The following is a 21,090-nucleotide window of genomic DNA, read 5'->3' on the forward strand; positions in this document are numbered from 1 at the left end:
AATTTTAGGAGCATATTATGGCTATCACATCAGGTGGTAATACGTCGATTACAAACGCGGCGAAACCCAGCACTGCGCCGGTTAAACCCGAAGAAAATCAAGAAATTAAAAATCAAGCGGCGCAAGCTAAGCAAGTGCAAAACATCGCCATTATGCGCGCTAATGAACAGGTATCATTGCGCAGTAATAACGATTCGTTAAGTTTATTATATAAAACCGCACTAGATGGTATTAACGCAGAGCTTGAACCTGTTATGGGTGCAAATGCTGCACAAAAAATTTACGACTCGGGTATAGACACGTCACCAGAAGCGACAGCGGATCGCATTGTTGCCTTTGCCACTGGTTTTTATAGCCGCTATAAAGAGCAAAACCCCAATAAATCGGAAGAAGAAAACCTTGATAACTTTTTAAAGGTTATTGGTGGTGGCATTGAAAAAGGCTTTGCTGATGCTAAAAATATCCTTAAAGGTTTACAAGTATACGAAGGTGAAGTGGAAACGGGTGTAGATAAAACTTATGGCTTAGTGATGAAAGGCTTAACCAGTTTTCGCGAAAAAATGCTAGAACTGGCGACCAATCCCGAAAAGGCTGCTGCGGATAATACGCAATAGCAGCCTTACGGCTGCTATGTTATTTAGGCTTTATCGCTAGTTTCAATTGGTGCAATGCGGGTTACTAACAGCTGATCTATCTTGTAGCTGTCAATATCAACTACCTCAAATTTATAATCGCCGTGTAACACAAAGTCGGTACGTTTGGGTATTTTACGCAAAGTAAACATCATAAAACCAGCAATGGTTTCATAGTTTTCTGAATTAGGAAAACCGTCTATATCGAGTACACGCATTACATCTTGTAACGGTGTAAGCCCTTCTACTAGCCAAGAGTTTTCATCACGAGCAACAATCTGGTCTTCCTCTGAATTTACCAGCTCACCCATCACAATACTCATTACGTCTTTTAGCGTAATAATACCCACCACCAACGCGTACTCATTCATAATGATGGCAAAATCAACACCAGCCGATTTAAAATGCTCTAGCACTTCGTATAGTGACAAGGTATCAGGAATAATTAACGGTGCTCGAACTATACCTTCTTTTTTTAGCGATATAGGTTGGTCATGCAATACCTGCATTAAAATATCTCGGGTATCAATATAACCAACCACTTTATCCAGTACGCCTTCTACCACTAAAAACTTTGCATGTGGATGCTCGGCAAGCTTAGCTTTAATACCTTCTTGCGTTTCATCAGCGGTAAAATAAATAAGGCTTTCACGCGCTGTCATTGCTGAGGTTACGGTGCGAGATTCCATATCAAATACATTTTCTAGTAACTGATGCTCATGCTCTTGTAATACACCAGCCTGCGCGCCAGCTTCCATCATGGCAATAATATCATCTGGCGTAATATCATCTTTACGCATCGTTGGCACTTTAAATAAGCTAAAAAACAGGTTGGCTAAGCCGTTAAATAACCAGACAAAAGGCTTAAGTACGGTAATTAAAAACAACATTGGTGTAACAACACGCACGGCAATTTTTTCAGGTGAAATCATCGCCAAACGTTTTGGCATTAAGTCAGCAAATAAAATAAATAATGAGGTAACAAAAAATACTGATAAAGCGAAACCGGCTTTAGGCACCCAACTGCCGCTAAAAAATAATGATAATAAGTGACTAAAGTATGGCGTGAATGCCGACTCACCTAAAATACCGCCCAAAATAGCTACCGCATTTAAACCAATTTGCACAATAGTAAAAAAGTTACCTGGGTGTTCTTGCAGCGCTAATACCTTTTCAGCGTCCACATTACCCTCGGTAGCCATTAGGCGTAAGCGCATTTTACGCGATGCCGCTAAGGCTATTTCTGATACCGAAAAAAACGCACTGCTTGCAACCAATAAAATGATTAGCAGCATATACTCTAGCGTGGACATGTTCACTCCTGTAACAACGAGTCAGCACCATAAACTGAACTACTGCGCTATTATAGCGTTGTTCTGGCATAATCTTGCTAACTTACTGAAAATATTCAAACAGAATTTAGCTTAGCACCAAGCTTACGCCCTAAAGTCAGTCTATACTTTGTCAGCAAATAACGAATTTGCTTGCCATAACATATTCCCTGGAGGGATTTATGCAGAAAGTTGTATTGGGTATTGCCGCTTTACTGTTAACGTCAGCGTTTCATCTGCACGCTAATGATCAGTTAGCAGGCACAATGTGTAGCTATATCAAAGAAGACAACCGTAACCAATTACGCAAGATATTGGCAGATAATAAAATAAACGTACGAACGGTGTTTGGAAGCGTTTTCTGTAACAACGAAAATATGCTGCAGTTTGCTATCAGAAATGATGCCTATGAATCAGGCACTTTTATTGTAAAGCAAATGCCATCAAAAACCCTTGGCGAGTTTGATTACGCAAAATGGGCCAGCGAAAACAATTTTACCGCCTCACCTTTAGTTAACGAAATACGTACCCGTATTGGCGAATAATTTATTAACAAGCAAAGCAGCGTTTGTGCTGCTTTGCTTAATAGCATTGTACTGTGAGCGCCGATTATAATAAGGCAAAGGCTAACGCAAGGCTTCGCCAACTCAATAGTAAACTTACCAACAGCACCAGCAAGCCCAATATATTTTGCTTGCGGTTATTTTTATATTGTCCTAACACCGCATGGTTCATCGCTAACAATAAACACAGACAAATTATGGGTAATAAAATACCGTTTGCAACCTGCGCAAACCAAATAATGCTTACCGGTTTAATTCCCAAAGATGACAACACTACGCCGCAAATAATGATAAATAACCACGTAAGTCGAAATACCGGCTGCTTTAAATTTAGCGGTTTACCTAAGATGCCCGCTAACGCATAGGCGGCAGCCAAAGGTGCAGTAATCGCCGATGATAAACCCGCCGCCATTAACCCTAATGCTAAACACCAGGTTGCCGCGCTACCAAATAACGGCGTTAGTGCCTGCGCTAATTGCGCGACATTATCTAATTGCAATTTACTACCAAAAAAAGCGGAGGCAGCCGTTGAGACAATAGCAATAGAAATTAAACCGCCTAAAGGAATGGCGATGGCGATATCTTGTCGTGCGGCATGCAAAGCTTCGTTAGTGTCTATGCCGTGCCGCGGCCATTTTTGTGCAGCTGCAGCAGCGTGTAAAAATAGCGAATATGGCACAACAGTGGTACCAACTAAGGCCACCACCGTTAATACCGCACCATCTGGCATAGTTGGCCAAAGCGCACCTTGTAACAAGGCAAGCAAATTTGGCTGAGTTAACACCATAGTACCAATAAAGGCCAAACTCATTAGTAGCACTAAGATGATAAGGCTGCGTTCTATTAACTTGTACTGGCCGAACCACAAGATCAATGCGGCTAGCGCGCCAAGCAATAGTGCCCAAAGATTAACGCCGGTAGCAATGCCCCATGTATAAATAACGCTATTATCAGCAAATAGCGCTTCTGCACCTAATGCTGCCCCACTAATATTACCGCCTTGATAAGCCGCATTGCCCACAACAATGGCAACCACCACTAACAATAGTAGTGGCCAACGCAACAAAGGTTGCTGCACCAGCTCACGTAAATTCTCACCCAAGCCTCTGCCTGTAACAATACCTAACCTTGCCGCCATTTCTTGCAACACCATAGTCGCAAATACCGAAAACAACAGTGCCCAAACTAAAGCATAACCGTAATTAGCACCTGCTAATGACGCGGTAATCACTGTGCCTGGGCCGATAAATGCCGCGGTAACTAAGGTCGCTGGGCCAAACAAGGTCTTCTTATGCGTTGCAACTGTTGACATAGATAATAACTGACAAAGATAGTGTGGTATCACCTTAGCATACGCAGGCTGCAATACGATAAACAGAAATATATTTAAAAACCTTGGCTAATTCAGAACAATTACCTCATGCTATTTTTAACGTTTCAACATTTGTATTTAGACAATTTGTTGCAATAATCAAAGGTATATAACAATAAAATAGGTAGTAGATATTATGGTTCAACGCCTAATGACGCTCGTGTTTGCAGTAATACTACTTATCTTTGCGCTGTCGGTAGCGCTAGTGTTTCACCTAAAAACCCAAGTCAATAATCTTGGCGATATGTCGCAATTACGCTACAAATCGTATCAAGCTGCCGATGAATTAAGGCATAGTTCGGATGAACTTACCCGTTTTTCCCGCACTTATGTGGCCACCGGCAATGCGCAATATAAAAAGATGTATAACGACGTCGTTGCTATTCGTAGCGGCAATAAAAATCGGCCCGAAGGTTATGAAGGTATCTATTGAGACCTAGTACTTGATTACGGCGATAAGCCCAGACAAGACGGTAAGACTCAGTCGTTACAAGCGCAGATGCGCGAACTGAACTTTAGCGCTAAAGAATTTGAGCTATTACAACAAGCAGAAAACAATTCAAACCAGTTAGTTGAGCTTGAAGTTAACGCAATGAACATTATTGATAACCCTGCGCACAGCGAACAACAGCAATTAGAGGCTATTAGCTTACTAAATGGCGAAAAACATCATCAAGAAAAAGCGCGTGTCATGCAGCCAATAAATGAGTTTTTTCTAGCACTTGAACAACGAACTAAAACACAATATGAAGCGGCAATGGCATCTGTTGCCTGGTTTGTTATGCTAACCACACTCGTGGTTTGTCTTGGTATCTTGGGCTGTATTATTGGTTATATAATTGTAAAAACCAAAATAACCACACCGATCAGTACCATTTCTCAAGAACTGTTAAATATCAATAAAAGTAAAGATTTAACTAGCCGTTTATCAGACAAAAGCCAATCTGAAATTGGTGCTATTGCTGGAAATTTCAATGAGTTGCTACAGTTATTTCAATCTAGCTATAAAGCTATTAATACCGCAACTAACCAAGTTGCTATTGTTACCGACGTGGTCGCGTCCTTAGCCCGTGATAGTAGCCAACAGGCAACCTCGCAAATGGAAGAGCTAGAAATGGCCGCTGTCGCGATAGAGCAAATGACTACAGCCCTTGCTTCGGTGTCAGAAAGCACGCAAAATGCCGAAATTCAGGCCGCTAAAAGTGAAGATCATGTCGACTCCGGCTTACGCTTATTCTCGGTAGCAGTTAATGAAATGCAGTCACTATCAACCAACTTGGCACATAACAGCTCGTTAATTCAGGCATTATCTGATGAAAGTAAAAATGTAGGTAATGTGCTCGATGTTATTAAGTCTATTGCTGAACAAACTAATCTGTTAGCACTAAATGCGGCAATTGAAGCGGCCAGAGCCGGAGAACAAGGCCGCGGTTTTGCTGTCGTTGCCGACGAAGTAAGAACCCTAGCGCAACGTACTTCTCAATCTACGAAAGAAATTGAGCAAATGATTGCCAATTTACAACAAAAATCTGAACAAACGCGAATTGCCATTAACGACAGTAATAGCTTGATGTTAAGCACCCAAGATAAGGTACAACAAGCATCGGATTCACTATCCGAAATTGGTAATGCCTCAGCCGAAATTCATAATTTAAATACATCGATCGCAGCAGCAACGGAAGAGCAACTCGCTGTATCAAGCGAAATTTCTAGTAATATTACCCGAGTCAAAGATCTGTCGTTAAATATGAAAACAGCCATCACCGGCTTGCCGACAAAATTACATGAGTTAAGTAACAGCATGACGCAGCTGGTAAAAATATCCTCTGAATTTAAAGTGTAAATGCACAAAATAGCGTGCTTGCACCGTAACAATAAAATACCTCGTCGCTGTTTTCGACTTTAAATAACAGCGACTTTACAGTGCCAGTAATAGTCGGTTAAAACTAGCTGTGGTATAACATTACAATAAAAACAACCTTGTAATGGGATACAGGCTATGACGCTGGGTCAATGTTTATCTGCTGCCACACTGCTAGTATTTACCCCACAAAGCTATGCAACCAGTGCTACCGAGCAGCTACAGCAGTTGCTTGCTGAGCACTGGGCACAGGCTAATAAAGAACAAATTTTCTTTCGCAAAGACCCTGACGCATTTCGCATGAATGGCAAATTACCGGATATGTCCAAAGCGGGACGTGAGCGGCGTGAAGCCTTTAATCAACGTATGTTGCAACAGCTCGCGAAAATTAAGCCTGATACGCTCTCAGCCGCGGATAGCATCACTTTACGCTTATTTAAATACGAGCGAGAAACGGAAGCCCAAAGCTATCAGCAATTTGATTATATGTTTCCAATGCAGGCGTATTCTGGTTACCACAGTTATTTTGCCGGCGCACCAGATAATATGTCGTTTTTAACTAAGCAAGATTACGATAACTATCTTATTAGCTTGGCTGATTTTCCGCGCTACAATCAGCAACATATTGACGATATGCGTCAAGCTATTAAGAAAGGTTACACCCAGTACTGTGATAGCTTTGCTAATTACGATAAAACCATTAGCCAGCATATGGTAAACAAGGTTACTGACAGCGTATTTTATGCACCTTTAGCCAAGCAACCGGCCCAGTTTAGCCAAGCACAGCAAGATTATTATCAAGCTAACGGTAAAAAGCTGATTACTGAAACAGTAATTCCTGAGTACGCCAAGCTATATACGTTCTTTAGCCAAGAATATATGCCGGCTTGTCGTAAAGAGGTCGGCATTACTGCTCTAGAAGATGGCAAAGCGTATTATCAGTACCTGATTAACTTTTACACTACAACCAATATGACGCCAGAGCAGATCCATCAGCTTGGTATAGATGAGGTAAAACGTATTCGTTTACAGATGACGAAAATTATTAAAGACGTTGGATTTAAAGGCGATTTTAAAGCCTTTATTAACTTTTTACGTACTGATGATCAGTTTTATGCCAATTCACCACAGCAGTTACTGGAAAAAACCAGCTACATTACCCGTAAAATGGCCGGTCAGTTGCCCAAATGGTTTGCCACCCTGCCCAGAAATACCTTTGACGTTAAAGCCAGCCCAAATAGTGGCGCGTATTATGTGGCATCAGATGGCAGTGGCACCACATCAGGCACCTACTTTATTGGTGCAAATGACTTGCGCAGTGCGCCACTCTATAACTTAGAAGCCCTTACATTTCATGAAGCAGAGCCCGGTCATCATTTGCAAAGTGCTTTAGCACAAGAAATGGATATGCCCGAATTTCGCAAAACCCTATACCATAGTGCTTATGGTGAAGGCTGGGGCTTATATGCCGAAAGCTTAGGGAAAGAAATGGGTTTTTATCAAGATCCGTACAGCGACTTTGGCCGACTAACCTATGAGACGTGGCGTGCTTGTCGTTTAGTGGTAGACACTGGCATGCATGCGATGGGCTGGAGCCGTCAACAAGCTATAGATTATCTAGCCGATAATACTGCGCTAACAATGCCCGAAGTGGAAGCACAAATTGACCGTTATATAACTTGGCCAGCGCAAGCCTTGTCGTACAAAATTGGTGAAATAAAAATTCGCCAATTGCGCCAGCAAGCTGAACAACAACTCGGTGATAAATTTGATATTCGTTTGTTTCACCAACAAATCTTACAATCCGGTAGCCTGCCACTAGAGCTATTAGAACAGCTAACGTTAGAATGGATAGCCAAGCAACAATAAGCAGCCTGTTAGCACAGCACCGGCATATTACACACCATCGAGTAATTGCCGGTGTAACTGTTTTAGCTGCTTAATATCACCGCTATCTGTCATAGCCTGCTCGGTACCTCTATTTGCGGCAACTAAACCACGCTAAGTAATTAAGTACGGTTTATATAAGGCTACACATGCTTGGAATGCGGTAGTTGTTGCCACCACTGTAGCAGCTGCTCAGCATTGCCGCGCATAATTATCGGCACATTGCGTTTTTTTAGCTGATACGCATACATAGGATCGTAATAATCGGTTAATAACCGCTTGATCCAAAGCCGATGTAAATGGATATCGCCGCTTTGCTGCTGCTCAAGCAATGCCTGTTGTAACAATGTTTGTAACTGCGCATATAGTGCCCCGCCTAAACGCTTACGAATACGCAGCATGGCTTGTTGCAACATGTCGCTATAGATAGCAAAGCCTTGCTCTGCATTATGTTGCTGAGCTTCCAGTTGTAAATCGATAATATAGTCTTGCAGTATCACTTCAACCCGCTCGGCTAAAGGCTCTTCTAATAACAATAATGGCCCACGCTGCATAGCTTGGTGTAACAGCGCGGGAATATTACGCTGGCCAATTAATAAGCTTTCATCTTCTAATAACAAGTAGCTGGGGTTGGTTGCCATTACCTGCAAAATAGCGCCGGCTAAATCGTTTTCAAAGCGTATTTGTTCGGGCTGTGCTGATAGCCGGCGGCCAAATGACGAGCCACGATGATTAGCAAGTGCTTCTAAATCTACGGCCTGTAATTGTTGTAACAAACGGGTTTTACCACTGCCAGTTGGCCCGCCCAGTAACAGCAAGTTTTCATACGCAGCTTGGTTAATAACACTTATTGCCTCGTTGCGTAGGGCTTTAAAGCCGCCTTTAATACGCGGGTAAATTATGCCGTTGTCAGCTAACCATTGCTGTGCAATTTGTGAGCGCAACCCGCCTCTGGCGCAATACAGCATGCCATTCGGGTTAGCTTGCGCAAATTGCTGCCAGCTGGCTATTCTAGCTTGCTTAACTTCACCAGTAACCAGCTGATAGCCCAGTTCTATGGCAGCCTGTTGGCCTTGCTGTTTATAGCAAGTACCAACGGCAGCCCGCTCGCTATCGCTCATCAATGGTAAATTATAGCTATGCTTAAATGCGCCTTTACTAAACTCTATTGGTGCACGTAAATCCAGCAGCGCGGGCTGCTGGCGTAAAATGTCATGATAATTGTCAAGCAATGGCAAGTGGTTAGGCTGTTTAGCGAACACGAATAAGGTGGCCTTTTCTCGCTGACTTTAACTCGCCAATTGGGCTCAGTACTAAATCGTGGGCTACCGCCAAATGAATAAACGCCGCTTCAGCTTCGGGGCTTACCGCCACTAGCAAGCCACCACTGGTTTGTGGATCACACAATAACGCTTGTTGTTCTACAGTTAACGCCGAAACTTTACCGCCATAGCTGGCAAAATTACGACCGCTACCACCCGGAATGCAACCCAGCTTAATGTATTCGTTAATATGTGGTAAAACCGGCACAGTATGGCTATCAATCTCGGCGCGCACACCACTGCCTTCACACATTTCAACCAAATGGCCCAGCAAACCAAAGCCAGTAACATCGGTCATGGCCGAAATGCCCTCCAGCTGCGCTATTTCGGCACCAATACTATTGAGTTGCACCATAGAATCGCGCGCAAGGTTCGCATGTTCTGGTTGCAGCTTTTTCTGCTTTTGCGCTGTAGTTAAAATACCTACGCCTAGCGGCTTAGTTAAATATAACCTATCACCGGCTTTGGCCGTATTGTTACGTTTTAACTGAGCAATATTTACTCGGCCAGTAACGGCTAAACCAAAAATAGGTTCAGGTGCATCAATACTATGGCCACCTGCTAACATTATGCCGGCGTCTTTACAGGCTTGTCGCCCACCTTCCAGTACTTGTTGCGCTAACTCTGGCGGTAATTTATTGACTGGCCAGCCTAAAATAGCAATAGCCAGCATCGGCTTGCCGCCCATAGCGTAAATGTCACTTATGGCGTTAGTTGCAGCAATGCGGCCAAAATCAAAGGCGTCGTCAACTATTGGCATAAAAAAATCGGTCGTGCTTAGCACCGCACTGCCGTCACCTAAATCGTATGCTGCCGCATCATCTTTACTGCTATTGCCTACCAGTAAATTAGGATCGGTAAATTGCAGTGAAGAAACGAGTATTTTATCCAATACCTGAGGCGAGATTTTACACCCGCAACCGGCACCGTGACTGTATTCTGTTAAATTAATAGAGGAAAAATCAGACATATATAAACTTGGCTATAACCTAGTGGCGGTAACATAACGAAAGCATGGCTCAAGCACAAGAGCCAGCAGCAATTTCTGATATAGCGGCTAAGGCAAAACCCTAGCCGCTAGTCTATTTAGTGTGTAGCCCTCAGTGAATGGTCCCGAATGGTGCGAAACTCTTTACCCTGATGCCAATTCGGCCAGCTAGAGCTATTGGCTAGCTCGGTGCCTACCTGAAAAAACAAATATAGATCTTGTTGGCTGCCACGTAAATCCCAGTTTGGGTCAAACTCGTCGGTAACTTTATGATAATAATCGCGCACATAAATACGGCGCTGTTCTAAACCCCAATCTTTACCATTAACAAAGCTATCCACACCGCCGCGCGCATATAACATCGGCACGCCTTTTTTCGCTAAATTAAAATGGTCTGAGCGATAATAAAAACCGTCTTGCGGTGTTGGCTCTGGCGCAATATAGCGGTTTTGTTGCTTAGCATATTTCGCTAGTATTGGTTCAAGTTCGGAGCTGCCATAGCCAAATACTAAAACATCACGCATTGGACCGTAGACGTTAAGCACATCCATATTAATACCGGCGACGGTTTTATTCACCGGAAATAGAGGGTTATCAGCATACCAGGCAGAACCTAGCAAACCACGCTCTTCTGCAGTAACAGCAACAAAAGCAACTGAGCGCTTCGGCGGCGGGCCAGCTTTAAATTTTTCTGCTAAAGCTAACAAAGCTGCAACACCACCGGCGTTATCTTGCGCGCCGTTAAATATTTTATCGTCTGGACGACTAAAATCTAAACCGAAATGATCCCAATGTGCCATATAAATAATGGCTTCATCAGGCTGCTCAGTGCCTTTAATATAACCAATCACATTGCTTGAAGTTAACTCACGCAGGTTATTGCTAATACTTACTGCGGCTTTAGCATTTAATGGCACAGGTTTAAAATCGCGTTTCAATGCTTGCTGACGTAGTTGCTCTAATGAGGTGTTATTAGCAGCAAATAGTTGCTCTGCAGCATCTAACGACAACCAGCCATAGACTTCTGAGCGGTCCATGTTTTTATTATCATTTGCTAGCTCAAAGCGTATTGGGCTAGTGCCCGCAACCACGTTCCAACCATAACTGGCAGCGTCGGTTTCGTGCACAATAAGCGCCATTGCTGCGCCTTGGCGCGCGGCCTCTTCATATTTGTAGGTCCAGCGGCCGTAGTAAGTCATGGCATTGCCGGTAAACAGCGCGTCATCTTGCGTGGCATAACCGGGGTCGTTAACTAATATCACCACGGTTTTACCTTTTACGTCTAAACCGGCGTAATCGTTCCAGTTATACTCCGGCGCTACTATGCCGTAACCCACAAACACCACGTCACTATTGGCAACATCAACTTGCGGTACCATCCGCGTAGACCAAGCCATCATATCGGTTTTATAACCTAAGCTACGGGTTTTGCCGCTACTATCCGTTAGCGTTAATGCTGATACCTTAACCGGATCAATTTGCACAACGGGTACTGGCTGGCGATAGCTATCACCGCTGTATGGCGTTAAACCAATACGAGCAAACTGCTGTTCAAGGTAACTTACGGTAACTTCTTCACCCTTGGTTGCAGGTGCTCGCCCCAACATTTCATCTGAGGCGATATGCTGAAAATAACCAGCAAAATTATCACTAAAGTCAGTTTGTACTATTTCCTTATCCGCTAAGAGTGCGGTTTTTTGCTCGGCGCATGACACCGATAACAACGCAGCAGCACCAATTAGTGCTAGCGTATAACCAGAAGGGTGTTTCATTTATTTTCCTTTTACAACAGAAAAAGCCAACGCTTACCTTAACGTATAATGCCAGTGGAAACGACAAAATTGCGACTAGCTGTTACCTTGTAATTATTATTAGTTTGCCAGTACACTGCTTATTCTTATCGTTGCAAGGAAAGAACAACCATGTCTGCTCGACTTATTCCCCTCGCCGCCGGCTTGCTATGCAGCAGCTATGTTATGGCTAATACCGATGCTCATAGCTATGCCAATTATGAGGCTGTTGTCGTAAATCATCTGCATTTAGATTTAAATCTAAATTTTGCCCAAAAAGCCTTAACCGGCTTCGCTGATTTACAACTTAAGTGGCTAGATAACAGCGCTAACAACATCTACTTAGATACGCGAGATCTATTAATAGATCGCATTTACGCAAAACGGGCCGACGGTAACTGGGTAAAAGTGCCATTTTCATTGGCAAAGCGGGACGACATACTCGGCAGCAAATTAAGTATTACGCCGTCATTTAAAGCTCAAACGCTGCGCATTTACTATAGTTCAACCGATAAGGCGTCGGGTTTGCAATGGCTAACACCGGAACAAACTGCCGGTAAAACCACACCCTTTATGTTCAGCCAAAATCAGGCTATTCATGCTCGTAGCTGGATGCCAATTCAAGATACACCAGCAGTGCGCATGACGTACACCGCGCGTATTCATGCGCCTGATAACATACTGGCCATCATGAGCGCCAGCAATGAACCTGGTATGGTTCGCGATGGCGATTACCAATTTGTCATGTCTAAAGCGATACCTGCCTATTTAATTGCCATCGCCGCAGGCGACTTACAATTTAAAGCCATGAGCCAGCAAACTGGTGTTTATGCTGAGCCCTATATTTTAACTGCAGCGGCCGACGAGTTCGCAAGTACGCAAGCAATGATTAATGCTACTGAAAAACTGTACGGAGATTACCGCTGGGGACGTTACGATTTATTAATGCTGCCGCCCAGCTTTCCTTTTGGCGGCATGGAAAACCCAGAACTGTCATTTATTACCCCTACCGCAGTAGCGGGCGATAGCAGCCTAGTCAGTTTAATTGCGCATGAGTTATCACACTCTTGGTCAGGTAATTTAGTGACTAATGCGAGCTGGCGAGATCTGTGGCTAAATGAAGGTTTTACCTCCTACGTAGAAAACCGCATTATGGAGCAGGTATTTGGTACCGACCGTGCGGTAATGGAACAAGCCCTGGCGATACAAGGTTTAAAAGAAGAGATCGCCAATTTGCCGCCAGCCGACACGATGTTGTACATCGATTTAGCCGGTCGCGATCCTGATGATGCGTTTAGTGGTATCCCTTATACCAAAGGTCAGATGTTCTTAATGTTTTTAGAGCAACAGTTTGGCCGAGACAAGTTTGACCCCTTTGTACAGCAGTATTTTAACGATCATGCGTTTCAAAGTATTAATACCGAAGAGTTTATTCAGTATTTACAGCTTAATTTACTGCAAAAGTATCCCAATACGGTAACGCTAGAGCAGGTAAAAGAGTGGATATACGGCACAGGTCTGCCAGCTAACGCGCCAGATCCTAAATCAGATGCATTTAATCAGGTGCAACAACAAGCCAGAGCTTGGCTTAACGGCGAGCAGCCCTTGGCTGATGTTCCGACCAGCAATTGGACGGTGCATGAGTGGTTGTATTTTATTAATAATTTGCCGCTAAATATTAGCGCCGAGCAAATGGCCGAGTTAGATAACACCTTTGATCTTACCCATTCCACTAATGCTGAAATTGCTCATGCCTGGTTTTTAATCTCACTTAAAACTGGCTATCAAGAAATTGCCCCAGCGTTAGAGCAATACTTAATTAAGATTGGTCGTCGTAAACTGATCATCCCGTTATATAAACAACTTGCAGTAACGCCAGAAGGTTTAGCCTTTGCCCGTGCAGTATATGAAAAGGCTCGTCCAGGTTATCACCCGCTATCACAAAGCACGGTTGATGAGCTACTAAAATAGTAAACCAGAGGCCGGCACCATTAAATGGGTGCCGGCGCTGATCCAAGCCCGCCAATAAGCGTATACCCGTTAGCAAAATACGTTTTTCACTTGTATTACGTTTAACCTAACGGGCATAACGATGAAAAAACTTTTTTTTGATGGCAGCTGTAAACTCTGCTTACGCGAAATTTCTTGGTTGGCAGCTAAACTTAGCCCTCACCTGCAGTTGGTGGATATTAGCGACGCTAGCTTTATTGGTTTTGCTGGTGTTACTAAAGCTCAAATGATGCAGCAAATTCATTTATGGAACCATGACCACTTTGTTACAGGTGTAGATGCGACCTTATTCTATTGGCACGTGGCTGGTTATACCCGCTTAGTGCGTTTTTTACGTTTTACGCCCTGCTATTGGTTAGCCAGTGTCGGCTATAAATTTGGGGCGATAAAACGCATACAGTGCAGTGATGGCCAGTGCGAGTTACTTAAAAAGTTAAACCACGCCGATAAAGCAGAATAACGGCATGCTAGGTTACTACTTAATGCGACAGTAAGTACTGCTTGATCCATTGTGCAGTATCAGCGGCTGGTGCGGGTTTAGCATACAGATAGCCTTGGTAACAACGACAACCGCTTTGTTGTAATAGTTGTTGTTGCTCATGAGTTTCGACACCTTCTGCTACTAGTTTCATGCCATAAGTATTCGCAATACCGACAATAGCATCAATAATAACCCAGTCTCGGGGCTGGCCGGTGCTGCCACTGCGGACAAAGTACTGATCTATTTTTACTTCATCAAACGGTAAGCGCGATAAGTACGATAACGACGAATAGCCTGTGCCAAAATCATCCATCGAAAACTTAACACCTAACTGCTTAATTTGCTGCATACGTGCTACAGCATCGTCTAAATCAGCCAATACCAAGCTTTCGGTTAGTTCTAACATTAGGTATTCGGGTGTCAGGTTATATTGGCGTAAACACTGTTCTACTAAGCTAACAAACTCCGGCAAATAGAACTGCTGGGCACTAATATTAACTGACATGGTGATACCGACTAGTTGGGGATCAGTTTGCCATTTTTGTAATTGCTGACAAGCCTGATGTAATACCCAAAACCCGATATCTTCAATTAGCCCTGTTTCTTCTGCCACCGGTATAAAAGTGGCTGGTGATACGGTGCCCAGTTCAGGATGAAACCAGCGTAACAACGCTTCAACCCCGATAACTCTGCCGGTGTCGGTTATTTGTGGTTGATAATGCAAACTAAACTGTTGCTGCTCTATGGCATTAACTAATGCCTGCTCCATATTAAAGCGCTGCTGAATATTCTGATACATTTGTGGTGCAAACATCGACTGGCTATTACCGCCAGCCGTTTTGGCATGAGAAACCGCAATGTCCGCTTGCTTTAATAATTCATCCGCATTGGCGTGCAAATTGTTAAACACCGAATAGCCTAAACTGACGCTACTACTATAGTAATGGCCGCTAATCGCATAAGGCTGTTGCAGCGTTTTACGCAGCTCTGCGGCAAACTGCTTAAGTTGTTGCTCAGCCAGCGGTAACTGCGACGGTAAACTGTTTACTAGCAATACAAACTCATCACTACCTAAACGACCACAAATACTGCCCACCGGCGCAAATTGCGCCAACCTAGCCGCCACTTGTTTTAATAATTCATCGCCTGCTTTATGGCCTTGGGTATCATTTATTCGTTTAAAATCATCAATATCTACCAAAATTACTGAGCCACTTTGCGCCTCACCATCAAATTGTTCGAGTAAATCTTGTAAACATTGCTGAATTTTACGCCGATTAAATAAGCCGGTTAAACCGTCAAAAAAGGCCAGCTGATAAATATGTTGCTCGGTGGCTTTACGCTGCGAAATATCGGTAATAAAGCCGCTCCAACTCACACCAGTTTCATCACGCTCTGGCATGGCATTACCGAGTAACCAACGGATATCACCATTAGTATTTTGTACCCGATATTCGTGATGCCACGGCGACAACTGTTGGGCTGAGTCATAAATAGACTGACGCATAGCGTCGCGATCATCCGGATGTATCGCTAGCATTATCGGCATAGCATCAAGCTGAGCTTGTTCTGGGCTAACACCGTAGTAATCTTGTATAGCATCACTGGCGTAAGGAAAGGTAAAGCTGCCATTATCGTCTAATCTGAATTCATACACTAAGCCTGGCACCCTAGAGGCAATACGCTGTAACCTAATAGCAAGCATTTTGGCATGTTCATTAGCTTTATCTGTGTTGTGCTCGGCACTACTAACGCGTTGTCGCATAATAACGGCAACCGTAGCCAATAATAAAATAGCCACAGCAACCACTACGGCTAATGTGCCTAAAGTAGCTTTGTTCAGTACAATACTGCTAATGGTGTTAGGCGATAATGTTGGTACAAATACCGTAGCGTGCATCGCCACATAATGCATACTGGCAATGGCCATGCCCATCACAACCGAGCTAATAATCTCTAATAGCAGCTTATTGCGCAGTATATTATTAAGACAAGGCCGAACGGCTAACGCCAATACTGCCATGAGTACGGCAACCAAAATAGATAACGCAAAAATTTCCGGCACATATAAACGTTCAGCTTGCAGCACCATCGCTGCCATGCCGATATAATGCATACAGCCGATACCTGCGCCCATTAATACGCCACCCACCAGAATACGCCCGGCACTTTGCTGTGGTGCAGCCACAACATTAAGCGTAACAAAAGCGGCAATAATTGCGGGTAATACTGAGATAAGCGTTAAATCGAGGCGGTAATTTACGTCGACTGGCAGTTGTAGCGACATCATACCGGTAAAGTGCATAGCCCAAACACCCAAGCCCATAGCTATGGCGCCACTGGTATGCCATAAATAACGTGACACCGGCTTAGCAGCCCCCTGCATTAGGTGGCGATGGCTAAAACTAGTATAAGCAGCCAGTATGGCAATGAGTAATGATAATAATACTAAAGCCATCGCATGATGGCCATGATAAGCAACAGACAAGTTAGTGGTGTCAGAGGTAAAGGCAAGCAGCATAGTACGACTCATAAACACGGCTATAGAATTTGACGTCCAGTATTGCCCAGCCTTGGTCTTACCACAAGCGAGAAACTATAAATCACATTGTTAACGAGACCAGCATCAAAACGGTAAGCTATGTTGACGCAAAAACAGCGCGATATCATCTTGTATTGCTGGCGTTAAGTTCAGGGTAAAGGCAGCAATGTTTTGCTGCAATTGCTTCATATTAGTTGCGCCAATAATAGTAGAGGTAACACCGTCTACCTGATTAACCCAAGCTAAAGCTAAACTTGTTGCCGCTAAACCGTGATCTTGAGCCACTCGACTAAATGCCGCTATCGCCTGCTCCGACTGCGGTGTATCGCGAAACAAGCCATTGCGCTGCAACATGCTCCAGCGCGTGCCTTCAGGGCGTTTACCCTGTAAATATTTACCGCTTAATGCACCACCCGCTAATGGCGACCAAGGTAAATAAGCAATATCTTCATGCACACATTGCTCAATTAAATATGGCCAATCTTTAGTGTGTAGCGCACTAAATTCATTTTGAATAGACACCATGCGCGGCAAGTTATGCTCTGCACTTAGTTTAAGATACTGATTTATTCCCCAGGGCGTATCATTAGACAAACCACAATACCGAATTTTTCCAGCATTAACGCAACTTTGCAACGCTTGTAGCAGGCCTAACATCTGTTCGGTGTGCTGCTGTGCATTAACACTAGAAAAATTAAGCCTATTTACGCTGTGACGCGCAAAATGTGGTGTCGCTCTATTGGGCCAGTGTAGCTGATACAGGTCAATATAGTCAGTTTGCAATCTAATAAGCGAGTCATCAACCGCTTGCAGTAAGGTTTCTGGCGTCATATCACCGCCGCCGCGAATATGCGCTAAACCATTACCCGACATTTTGCTTGCCAGCACTAACTCGTGGCGCTTACCAGAACGCGCTAACCAATTACCAATAATACGTTCAGTTGCACCATAGGTTTGTGGTGATGGCGGCACCGAATACATCTCGGCAGTATCGACAAAATTTATACCCTGAGCTAAAGCATACTCTAGCTGGGCATCAGCATCGGTTTGCGTATTTTGACAGCCCCAAGTCATTGACCCCAAGCACACCCGAGATACCCTAACCTTACTACTACCTAATACTGAATATTGCATCTAAAACCCTATTATTCTATTAACTACTGCGTTAACGCGTATTGTGGCACCAGTTTAGTGTTACAACACTAGCAGTGTCGTAACGTTTTGTATCATAATCACAACCATTATTCTTACAGAAAAGAGTTAACCATGAAATTAATCCATTTACTCACCGCCGTTATCTTAACCCTTAGCTTAGCGGCATGCTCTGACAAACCTACCGAAGCCAAATTAGAAAACATTCTTCAGCAACAAGTTGATGAGCGTTACAACGGACTCATATCGGTAGACGATGTAAAAAAACTAAATGGTTGGCAAGACAACGACAAGCATTATGCCGCCGAGGTGTCGTACACTATTACCTTTAAACAATCTTTTAAAGATTATATTGATGCACAAACCACGAAACCCGGTAACCCATTGGAAAAAATGGCTAACGGTATGTCGGCGGGTATGTTGAAGCTGCAATACGGCGATTTTAAAGCCGGCGATCACTATCAGGTGGCCAAAGAAATTATTACACTACGTAAAAGTGAAAACGGCTGGATATTAGATAACTAAAGCCGCTAATCGGGCCATAATGTCGTCGCTACAGGATTGAACTTTAGCGCGTAATCTACTATGGTATCGCTATGCAAACCCTGTTAGTTATTCCAGCCACAATGTTAATTGTGTGCTACCAATCATATATCGCTATTGCCTTCCATTCCTAGGCCGGTTTTGCCCTGCGCGAAACCGGCTGAACAGTTTTAATTTTTAATTTCTTTGCTGTCACAGCTGGCTACTATGCTACTTAGCAACACTTTACAAAGAGAACTCGAACTAACCCTGCTTCGTCAGCGCTCATATTTTGCGTACTAACGAAGCAACATGTAACACATACTTTAAAAGGATTGAATAAATGAACACACCAGAAATAACGCTTTCTATTACAGACAGTGACCGTTTAGAACAGTTATTAGACAACCTAAGCCCAGACGCTGTTGGTGCAGCGACCTTGCGTCAAGAACTAGACCGCGCCAATATTGTGCCAACGGCTGAACTTCCTGCCGATGTTGTGAGCATGAACTCTACCGTTCGCTTTAGCTTCGCCGATGGTAAAAGTAGTTGCTTAACCTTGGTTTATCCAAAAGATTTAGATCAAAGTGGCAGCAAAATTTCTGTGCTAGCCCCAGTTGGTAGTGCCCTGCTTGGCCTGCGTATTGGTAACAGCATTAATTGGCCCTTACCACACGGTGAAATGTCGACTATTACCGTTGACGAAATTGTTTATCAACCAGAACGTGAAGGTGCATTGCATCGCTAAGCTTAACCACTGCCATCGGCCGGGGTTAACCCGGCTACCGCTTTTACGAGGCTTATTGTTAGCTTATTTTTCACGCTTCGCTTATCTAGTAAACTACTATAGAATGCGCCACCGAAAACTGGCCTTAGGTGTGGCGTCGCTATGTTGTTATCTACCTTGTTGCCCAATGCGTTATATACCGATCTGTCCGGTTATTACGATCTTATGTGTGCCGATATTGATTATCAGGCGCAAACCAACACGGTACTAAGGCTGGCTCAAGCACTGGGTAATGGTGGCAAAACGCACCTAGATTTAGCCTGCGGCACCGCACCACATATCTATCATTTTCTTAAGGCTGGTTATCAAAGCATTGGCTTAGATATTAATCAGCCGATGTTAGACATAGCTCAGCAACGCTGCCCACAAGCACAGTTTATGCTACAAAACATGTGTGATTTTACGCTAAACCAACCGGTTGATTTAGTAACCTGCTTTTTATACTCAATTCATTACAGCGCTAGCATTTTACAACTACAACACTGTATTAGTCGCGTGTACCAAGCGCTTAAGCTGGGTGGTGTATTTTGTTTTAATGCGGTAGATAAAGATAAAATTTGTAATAACAGTTCTGTGCGACACAGCGCGCAGCATGATGGTAGCCAGTTTGTGTTTGAGTCAGGCTGGCATTACAGCGGCCAAGGCGAACAACAAGCCTTAAACCTTAGCATCAGCAAAACCTGCAACGTACAAACACAACATTGGCAAGACCAGCACACCATGGTAGCAATCAGCTTTACTGAACTTGAAGCCATACTCCTACCCTACTTTGAAGTGCACATATTGGCGCACGACTACGACAAGCTCACGCCTTGGGACACCCAATCAGGTAACGCCTTGTTTGCCTGCGTAAAACGTTAACGACAAACAAATTCGTAATCTACATATTTTGTATTTACGTATAATCAAAACATAAATTTACGTTTATCATAAAATAATTATTGATAAACATAATTTATTGCGCTAAATTAACCGCATGAACATACAAATTAATCTTGATATACAACTTGCTAAAAACAAGATGTCACTTACCGAATTGTCGCAACAAGTTGGTGTGTCGCTAACGAATTTGTCGCTATTAAAAACAGGCAAGGTAAAGGCTATCCGCTTTAGTACATTAGAAGCAATTTGTCAGGCTTTAAACTGTCAGCCTGGTGATATTTTGCAATACCTACCACAGGACACTAACGCCCAATAGGCATAGTTTAAAAACTCGGAGCTTTTATGATTAAACATAATTATGTTTTACCCGGAATTGCCGCTTTGCTGCTGGCCGTATTATTTCCGGTTTATTGGCTTTATGCCTTTGACGTTGGCGTAGAAAATTTTATTGAAGTATATCGTGCTGACTTACTTAGCCTTAGCTTATCAGACTTAGCTTTTGTACTGATTGGTGCATTAGAAGTGTATATTTACCTGTGTTTACGCCACAGTTTTAATCAGCGTTTAGCAACCAATACGGCCGGTATATTACTGTTACTAATGGCAATATTGGTGGCTATATTTCATGCCACCGTATTAGTTGACGTAGTACTAACGTTTAACGGCTCAGGCATCTCTGAGCAGACCATTAACACTATTTGTGAGCTAACAATAGTTGTTGCATTAGGTGTGCTATTTGCCTATGCGGTAGTGGGTTTCATTCTTAGTATAGTATTGCTACTTAACCGCACTGGCGCACCGAGTGTACTGAAATACTTTTCCGCGGTGTTATTGGTATGCTGCATACTGCAATTAAGTGTTATTTTAAGCCCTATCAATACTTTTGTCTTTCCAGTTGCACTGCTGTTGCTAGCCGTTTATTTTTTAAAACCACCACAGATGCTAGAAGTGGTTTAACCTATACATGA

19 protein-coding genes are annotated in these 21,090 nt (G+C 43.4%); 12 read left to right on the plus strand and 7 right to left on the minus strand.

The features are described from left to right. Positions 1–17 precede the first annotated feature (17 nt). Positions 18–614, plus strand: coding sequence for a DUF5610 domain-containing protein (locus E0Z06_RS09540; protein WP_132584103.1), 597 nt, complete (start codon positions 18–20; stop codon positions 612–614). Between the two features lie 23 nt (positions 615–637). On the opposite strand, the gene E0Z06_RS09545 is transcribed toward E0Z06_RS09540, so the two are convergent. Next, positions 638–1,945, minus strand: coding sequence for a hemolysin family protein (locus tag E0Z06_RS09545; RefSeq protein ID WP_132584105.1), 1,308 nt, complete (start codon positions 1,943–1,945; stop codon positions 638–640). A 200-nt stretch (positions 1,946–2,145) separates the two neighbouring features. Here E0Z06_RS09545 and E0Z06_RS09550 point away from each other — a divergent pair, with 200 nt between their 5' ends. Then, complete coding sequence (locus E0Z06_RS09550) at positions 2,146–2,508, plus strand: DUF3718 domain-containing protein (protein ID WP_132584107.1); 363 nt, start codon at positions 2,146–2,148, stop codon at positions 2,506–2,508. A 64-nt stretch (positions 2,509–2,572) separates the two neighbouring features. Here the strand turns inward: E0Z06_RS09550 and E0Z06_RS09555 are convergent, their stop codons facing one another. Further along, positions 2,573–3,838, minus strand: a complete 1,266-nt coding sequence (locus E0Z06_RS09555; protein ID WP_132584109.1) for an Nramp family divalent metal transporter — start codon at positions 3,836–3,838, stop codon at positions 2,573–2,575. A gap of 211 nt (positions 3,839–4,049) precedes the next feature. Here E0Z06_RS09555 and E0Z06_RS09560 point away from each other — a divergent pair, with 211 nt between their 5' ends. From E0Z06_RS09560 to E0Z06_RS09570, 3 genes are all read left to right on the plus strand, one after another. Further along, positions 4,050–4,331: a hypothetical protein gene (locus E0Z06_RS09560; RefSeq protein WP_132584111.1), complete on the plus strand. Its 282-nt coding sequence runs from the start codon at positions 4,050–4,052 to the stop codon at positions 4,329–4,331. A 66-nt stretch (positions 4,332–4,397) separates the two neighbouring features. Then, entirely contained in the window at positions 4,398–5,741 is a 1,344-nt protein-coding gene (locus tag E0Z06_RS09565; RefSeq protein WP_132584113.1) for a methyl-accepting chemotaxis protein, read from the plus strand. 156 nt (positions 5,742–5,897) lie between these two features. Further along, positions 5,898–7,628 (plus strand): DUF885 domain-containing protein, encoded by a 1,731-nt coding sequence (locus E0Z06_RS09570; RefSeq protein WP_132584115.1) that lies wholly within the window; start codon positions 5,898–5,900, stop codon positions 7,626–7,628. 161 nt (positions 7,629–7,789) lie between these two features. On the opposite strand, the gene mnmH is transcribed toward E0Z06_RS09570, so the two are convergent. The 3 genes from mnmH to E0Z06_RS09585 form a co-directional block, all read right to left on the minus strand. Further along, positions 7,790–8,884, minus strand: a complete 1,095-nt coding sequence (gene mnmH / locus E0Z06_RS09575) for a tRNA 2-selenouridine(34) synthase MnmH (protein WP_243695484.1) — start codon at positions 8,882–8,884, stop codon at positions 7,790–7,792. Positions 8,885–8,897: 13 nt separating this feature from the next. Continuing rightward, a complete protein-coding gene (gene selD, locus E0Z06_RS09580; RefSeq protein ID WP_132584119.1) occupies positions 8,898–9,938 on the minus strand; it encodes a selenide, water dikinase SelD in 1,041 nt (346 codons plus the stop codon). A 116-nt stretch (positions 9,939–10,054) separates the two neighbouring features. Next, on the minus strand, positions 10,055–11,728 hold the full coding sequence (locus tag E0Z06_RS09585; protein WP_132584121.1) for a M28 family metallopeptidase: 1,674 nt from the start codon (positions 11,726–11,728) through the stop codon (positions 10,055–10,057). A 150-nt stretch (positions 11,729–11,878) separates the two neighbouring features. On the opposite strand from E0Z06_RS09585, the gene E0Z06_RS09590 reads away from it, so the two are divergent. Both E0Z06_RS09590 and E0Z06_RS09595 read left to right on the plus strand, forming a co-directional pair. Next, positions 11,879–13,717: a M1 family metallopeptidase gene (locus tag E0Z06_RS09590; RefSeq protein ID WP_132584123.1), complete on the plus strand. Its 1,839-nt coding sequence runs from the start codon at positions 11,879–11,881 to the stop codon at positions 13,715–13,717. Positions 13,718–13,838: 121 nt separating this feature from the next. Beyond that, complete coding sequence (locus tag E0Z06_RS09595) at positions 13,839–14,216, plus strand: DCC1-like thiol-disulfide oxidoreductase family protein (protein WP_132584125.1); 378 nt, start codon at positions 13,839–13,841, stop codon at positions 14,214–14,216. Between the two features lie 19 nt (positions 14,217–14,235). On the opposite strand, the gene E0Z06_RS09600 is transcribed toward E0Z06_RS09595, so the two are convergent. After that, positions 14,236–16,770 carry an EAL domain-containing protein gene (locus tag E0Z06_RS09600; RefSeq protein ID WP_132584127.1) on the minus strand — a complete coding sequence of 845 codons (2,535 nt, stop codon included), beginning with the start codon at positions 16,768–16,770 and terminating at the stop codon, positions 14,236–14,238. Between the two features lie 93 nt (positions 16,771–16,863). After that, positions 16,864–17,913, minus strand: coding sequence for an aldo/keto reductase (locus E0Z06_RS09605; protein WP_132584129.1), 1,050 nt, complete (start codon positions 17,911–17,913; stop codon positions 16,864–16,866). Positions 17,914–18,045: 132 nt separating this feature from the next. Between E0Z06_RS09605 and E0Z06_RS09610 the strand changes: the two genes are divergently transcribed. The 5 genes from E0Z06_RS09610 (at position 18,046) to E0Z06_RS09630 (ending at position 21,079) form a co-directional block, all read left to right on the plus strand. After that, positions 18,046–18,456 carry a hypothetical protein gene (locus E0Z06_RS09610; protein WP_132584131.1) on the plus strand — a complete coding sequence of 137 codons (411 nt, stop codon included), beginning with the start codon at positions 18,046–18,048 and terminating at the stop codon, positions 18,454–18,456. A gap of 340 nt (positions 18,457–18,796) precedes the next feature. Next, complete coding sequence (gene rnk, locus E0Z06_RS09615; protein WP_132584133.1) at positions 18,797–19,201, plus strand: nucleoside diphosphate kinase regulator; 405 nt, start codon at positions 18,797–18,799, stop codon at positions 19,199–19,201. A 141-nt stretch (positions 19,202–19,342) separates the two neighbouring features. Next, positions 19,343–20,101 (plus strand): class I SAM-dependent methyltransferase, encoded by a 759-nt coding sequence (locus E0Z06_RS09620; protein ID WP_132584135.1) that lies wholly within the window; start codon positions 19,343–19,345, stop codon positions 20,099–20,101. A 115-nt stretch (positions 20,102–20,216) separates the two neighbouring features. Next, positions 20,217–20,438, plus strand: coding sequence for a helix-turn-helix transcriptional regulator (locus E0Z06_RS09625; RefSeq protein ID WP_132584137.1), 222 nt, complete (start codon positions 20,217–20,219; stop codon positions 20,436–20,438). A 26-nt stretch (positions 20,439–20,464) separates the two neighbouring features. After that, a complete protein-coding gene (locus tag E0Z06_RS09630) occupies positions 20,465–21,079 on the plus strand; it encodes a hypothetical protein (protein ID WP_132584139.1) in 615 nt (204 codons plus the stop codon). The last annotated feature ends 11 nt before the right edge of the window (positions 21,080–21,090 follow it).

The organism is Rheinheimera sp. D18, assembly GCF_004345025.1.
Lineage (GTDB): Bacteria > Pseudomonadota > Gammaproteobacteria > Enterobacterales > Alteromonadaceae > Alishewanella > Alishewanella metallidurans.

Excerpts from the sequence above, each read along its gene's own strand:
- E0Z06_RS09540 (WP_132584103.1), top strand. The coding sequence starts at position 18 with ATGGCTATCACATCAGGTGGTAATACGTCGATTACAAACGCGGCGAAA.
- E0Z06_RS09545 (WP_132584105.1), bottom strand. The coding sequence starts at position 1,945 with ATGTCCACGCTAGAGTATATGCTGCTAATCATTTTATTGGTTGCAAGC.
- E0Z06_RS09550 (WP_132584107.1), top strand. The coding sequence starts at position 2,146 with ATGCAGAAAGTTGTATTGGGTATTGCCGCTTTACTGTTAACGTCAGCG.
- E0Z06_RS09555 (WP_132584109.1), bottom strand. The coding sequence starts at position 3,838 with ATGTCAACAGTTGCAACGCATAAGAAGACCTTGTTTGGCCCAGCGACC.
- E0Z06_RS09560 (WP_132584111.1), top strand. The coding sequence starts at position 4,050 with ATGACGCTCGTGTTTGCAGTAATACTACTTATCTTTGCGCTGTCGGTA.
- E0Z06_RS09565 (WP_132584113.1), top strand. The coding sequence starts at position 4,398 with ATGCGCGAACTGAACTTTAGCGCTAAAGAATTTGAGCTATTACAACAA.
- E0Z06_RS09570 (WP_132584115.1), top strand. The coding sequence starts at position 5,898 with ATGACGCTGGGTCAATGTTTATCTGCTGCCACACTGCTAGTATTTACC.
- selD (WP_132584119.1), bottom strand. The coding sequence starts at position 9,938 with ATGTCTGATTTTTCCTCTATTAATTTAACAGAATACAGTCACGGTGCC.
- E0Z06_RS09585 (WP_132584121.1), bottom strand. The coding sequence starts at position 11,728 with ATGAAACACCCTTCTGGTTATACGCTAGCACTAATTGGTGCTGCTGCG.
- E0Z06_RS09590 (WP_132584123.1), top strand. The coding sequence starts at position 11,879 with ATGTCTGCTCGACTTATTCCCCTCGCCGCCGGCTTGCTATGCAGCAGC.
- E0Z06_RS09595 (WP_132584125.1), top strand. The coding sequence starts at position 13,839 with ATGAAAAAACTTTTTTTTGATGGCAGCTGTAAACTCTGCTTACGCGAA.
- E0Z06_RS09600 (WP_132584127.1), bottom strand. The coding sequence starts at position 16,770 with ATGAGTCGTACTATGCTGCTTGCCTTTACCTCTGACACCACTAACTTG.
- E0Z06_RS09605 (WP_132584129.1), bottom strand. The coding sequence starts at position 17,913 with ATGCAATATTCAGTATTAGGTAGTAGTAAGGTTAGGGTATCTCGGGTG.
- E0Z06_RS09610 (WP_132584131.1), top strand. The coding sequence starts at position 18,046 with ATGAAATTAATCCATTTACTCACCGCCGTTATCTTAACCCTTAGCTTA.
- rnk (WP_132584133.1), top strand. The coding sequence starts at position 18,797 with ATGAACACACCAGAAATAACGCTTTCTATTACAGACAGTGACCGTTTA.
- E0Z06_RS09620 (WP_132584135.1), top strand. The coding sequence starts at position 19,343 with ATGTTGTTATCTACCTTGTTGCCCAATGCGTTATATACCGATCTGTCC.
- E0Z06_RS09625 (WP_132584137.1), top strand. The coding sequence starts at position 20,217 with ATGAACATACAAATTAATCTTGATATACAACTTGCTAAAAACAAGATG.
- E0Z06_RS09630 (WP_132584139.1), top strand. The coding sequence starts at position 20,465 with ATGATTAAACATAATTATGTTTTACCCGGAATTGCCGCTTTGCTGCTG.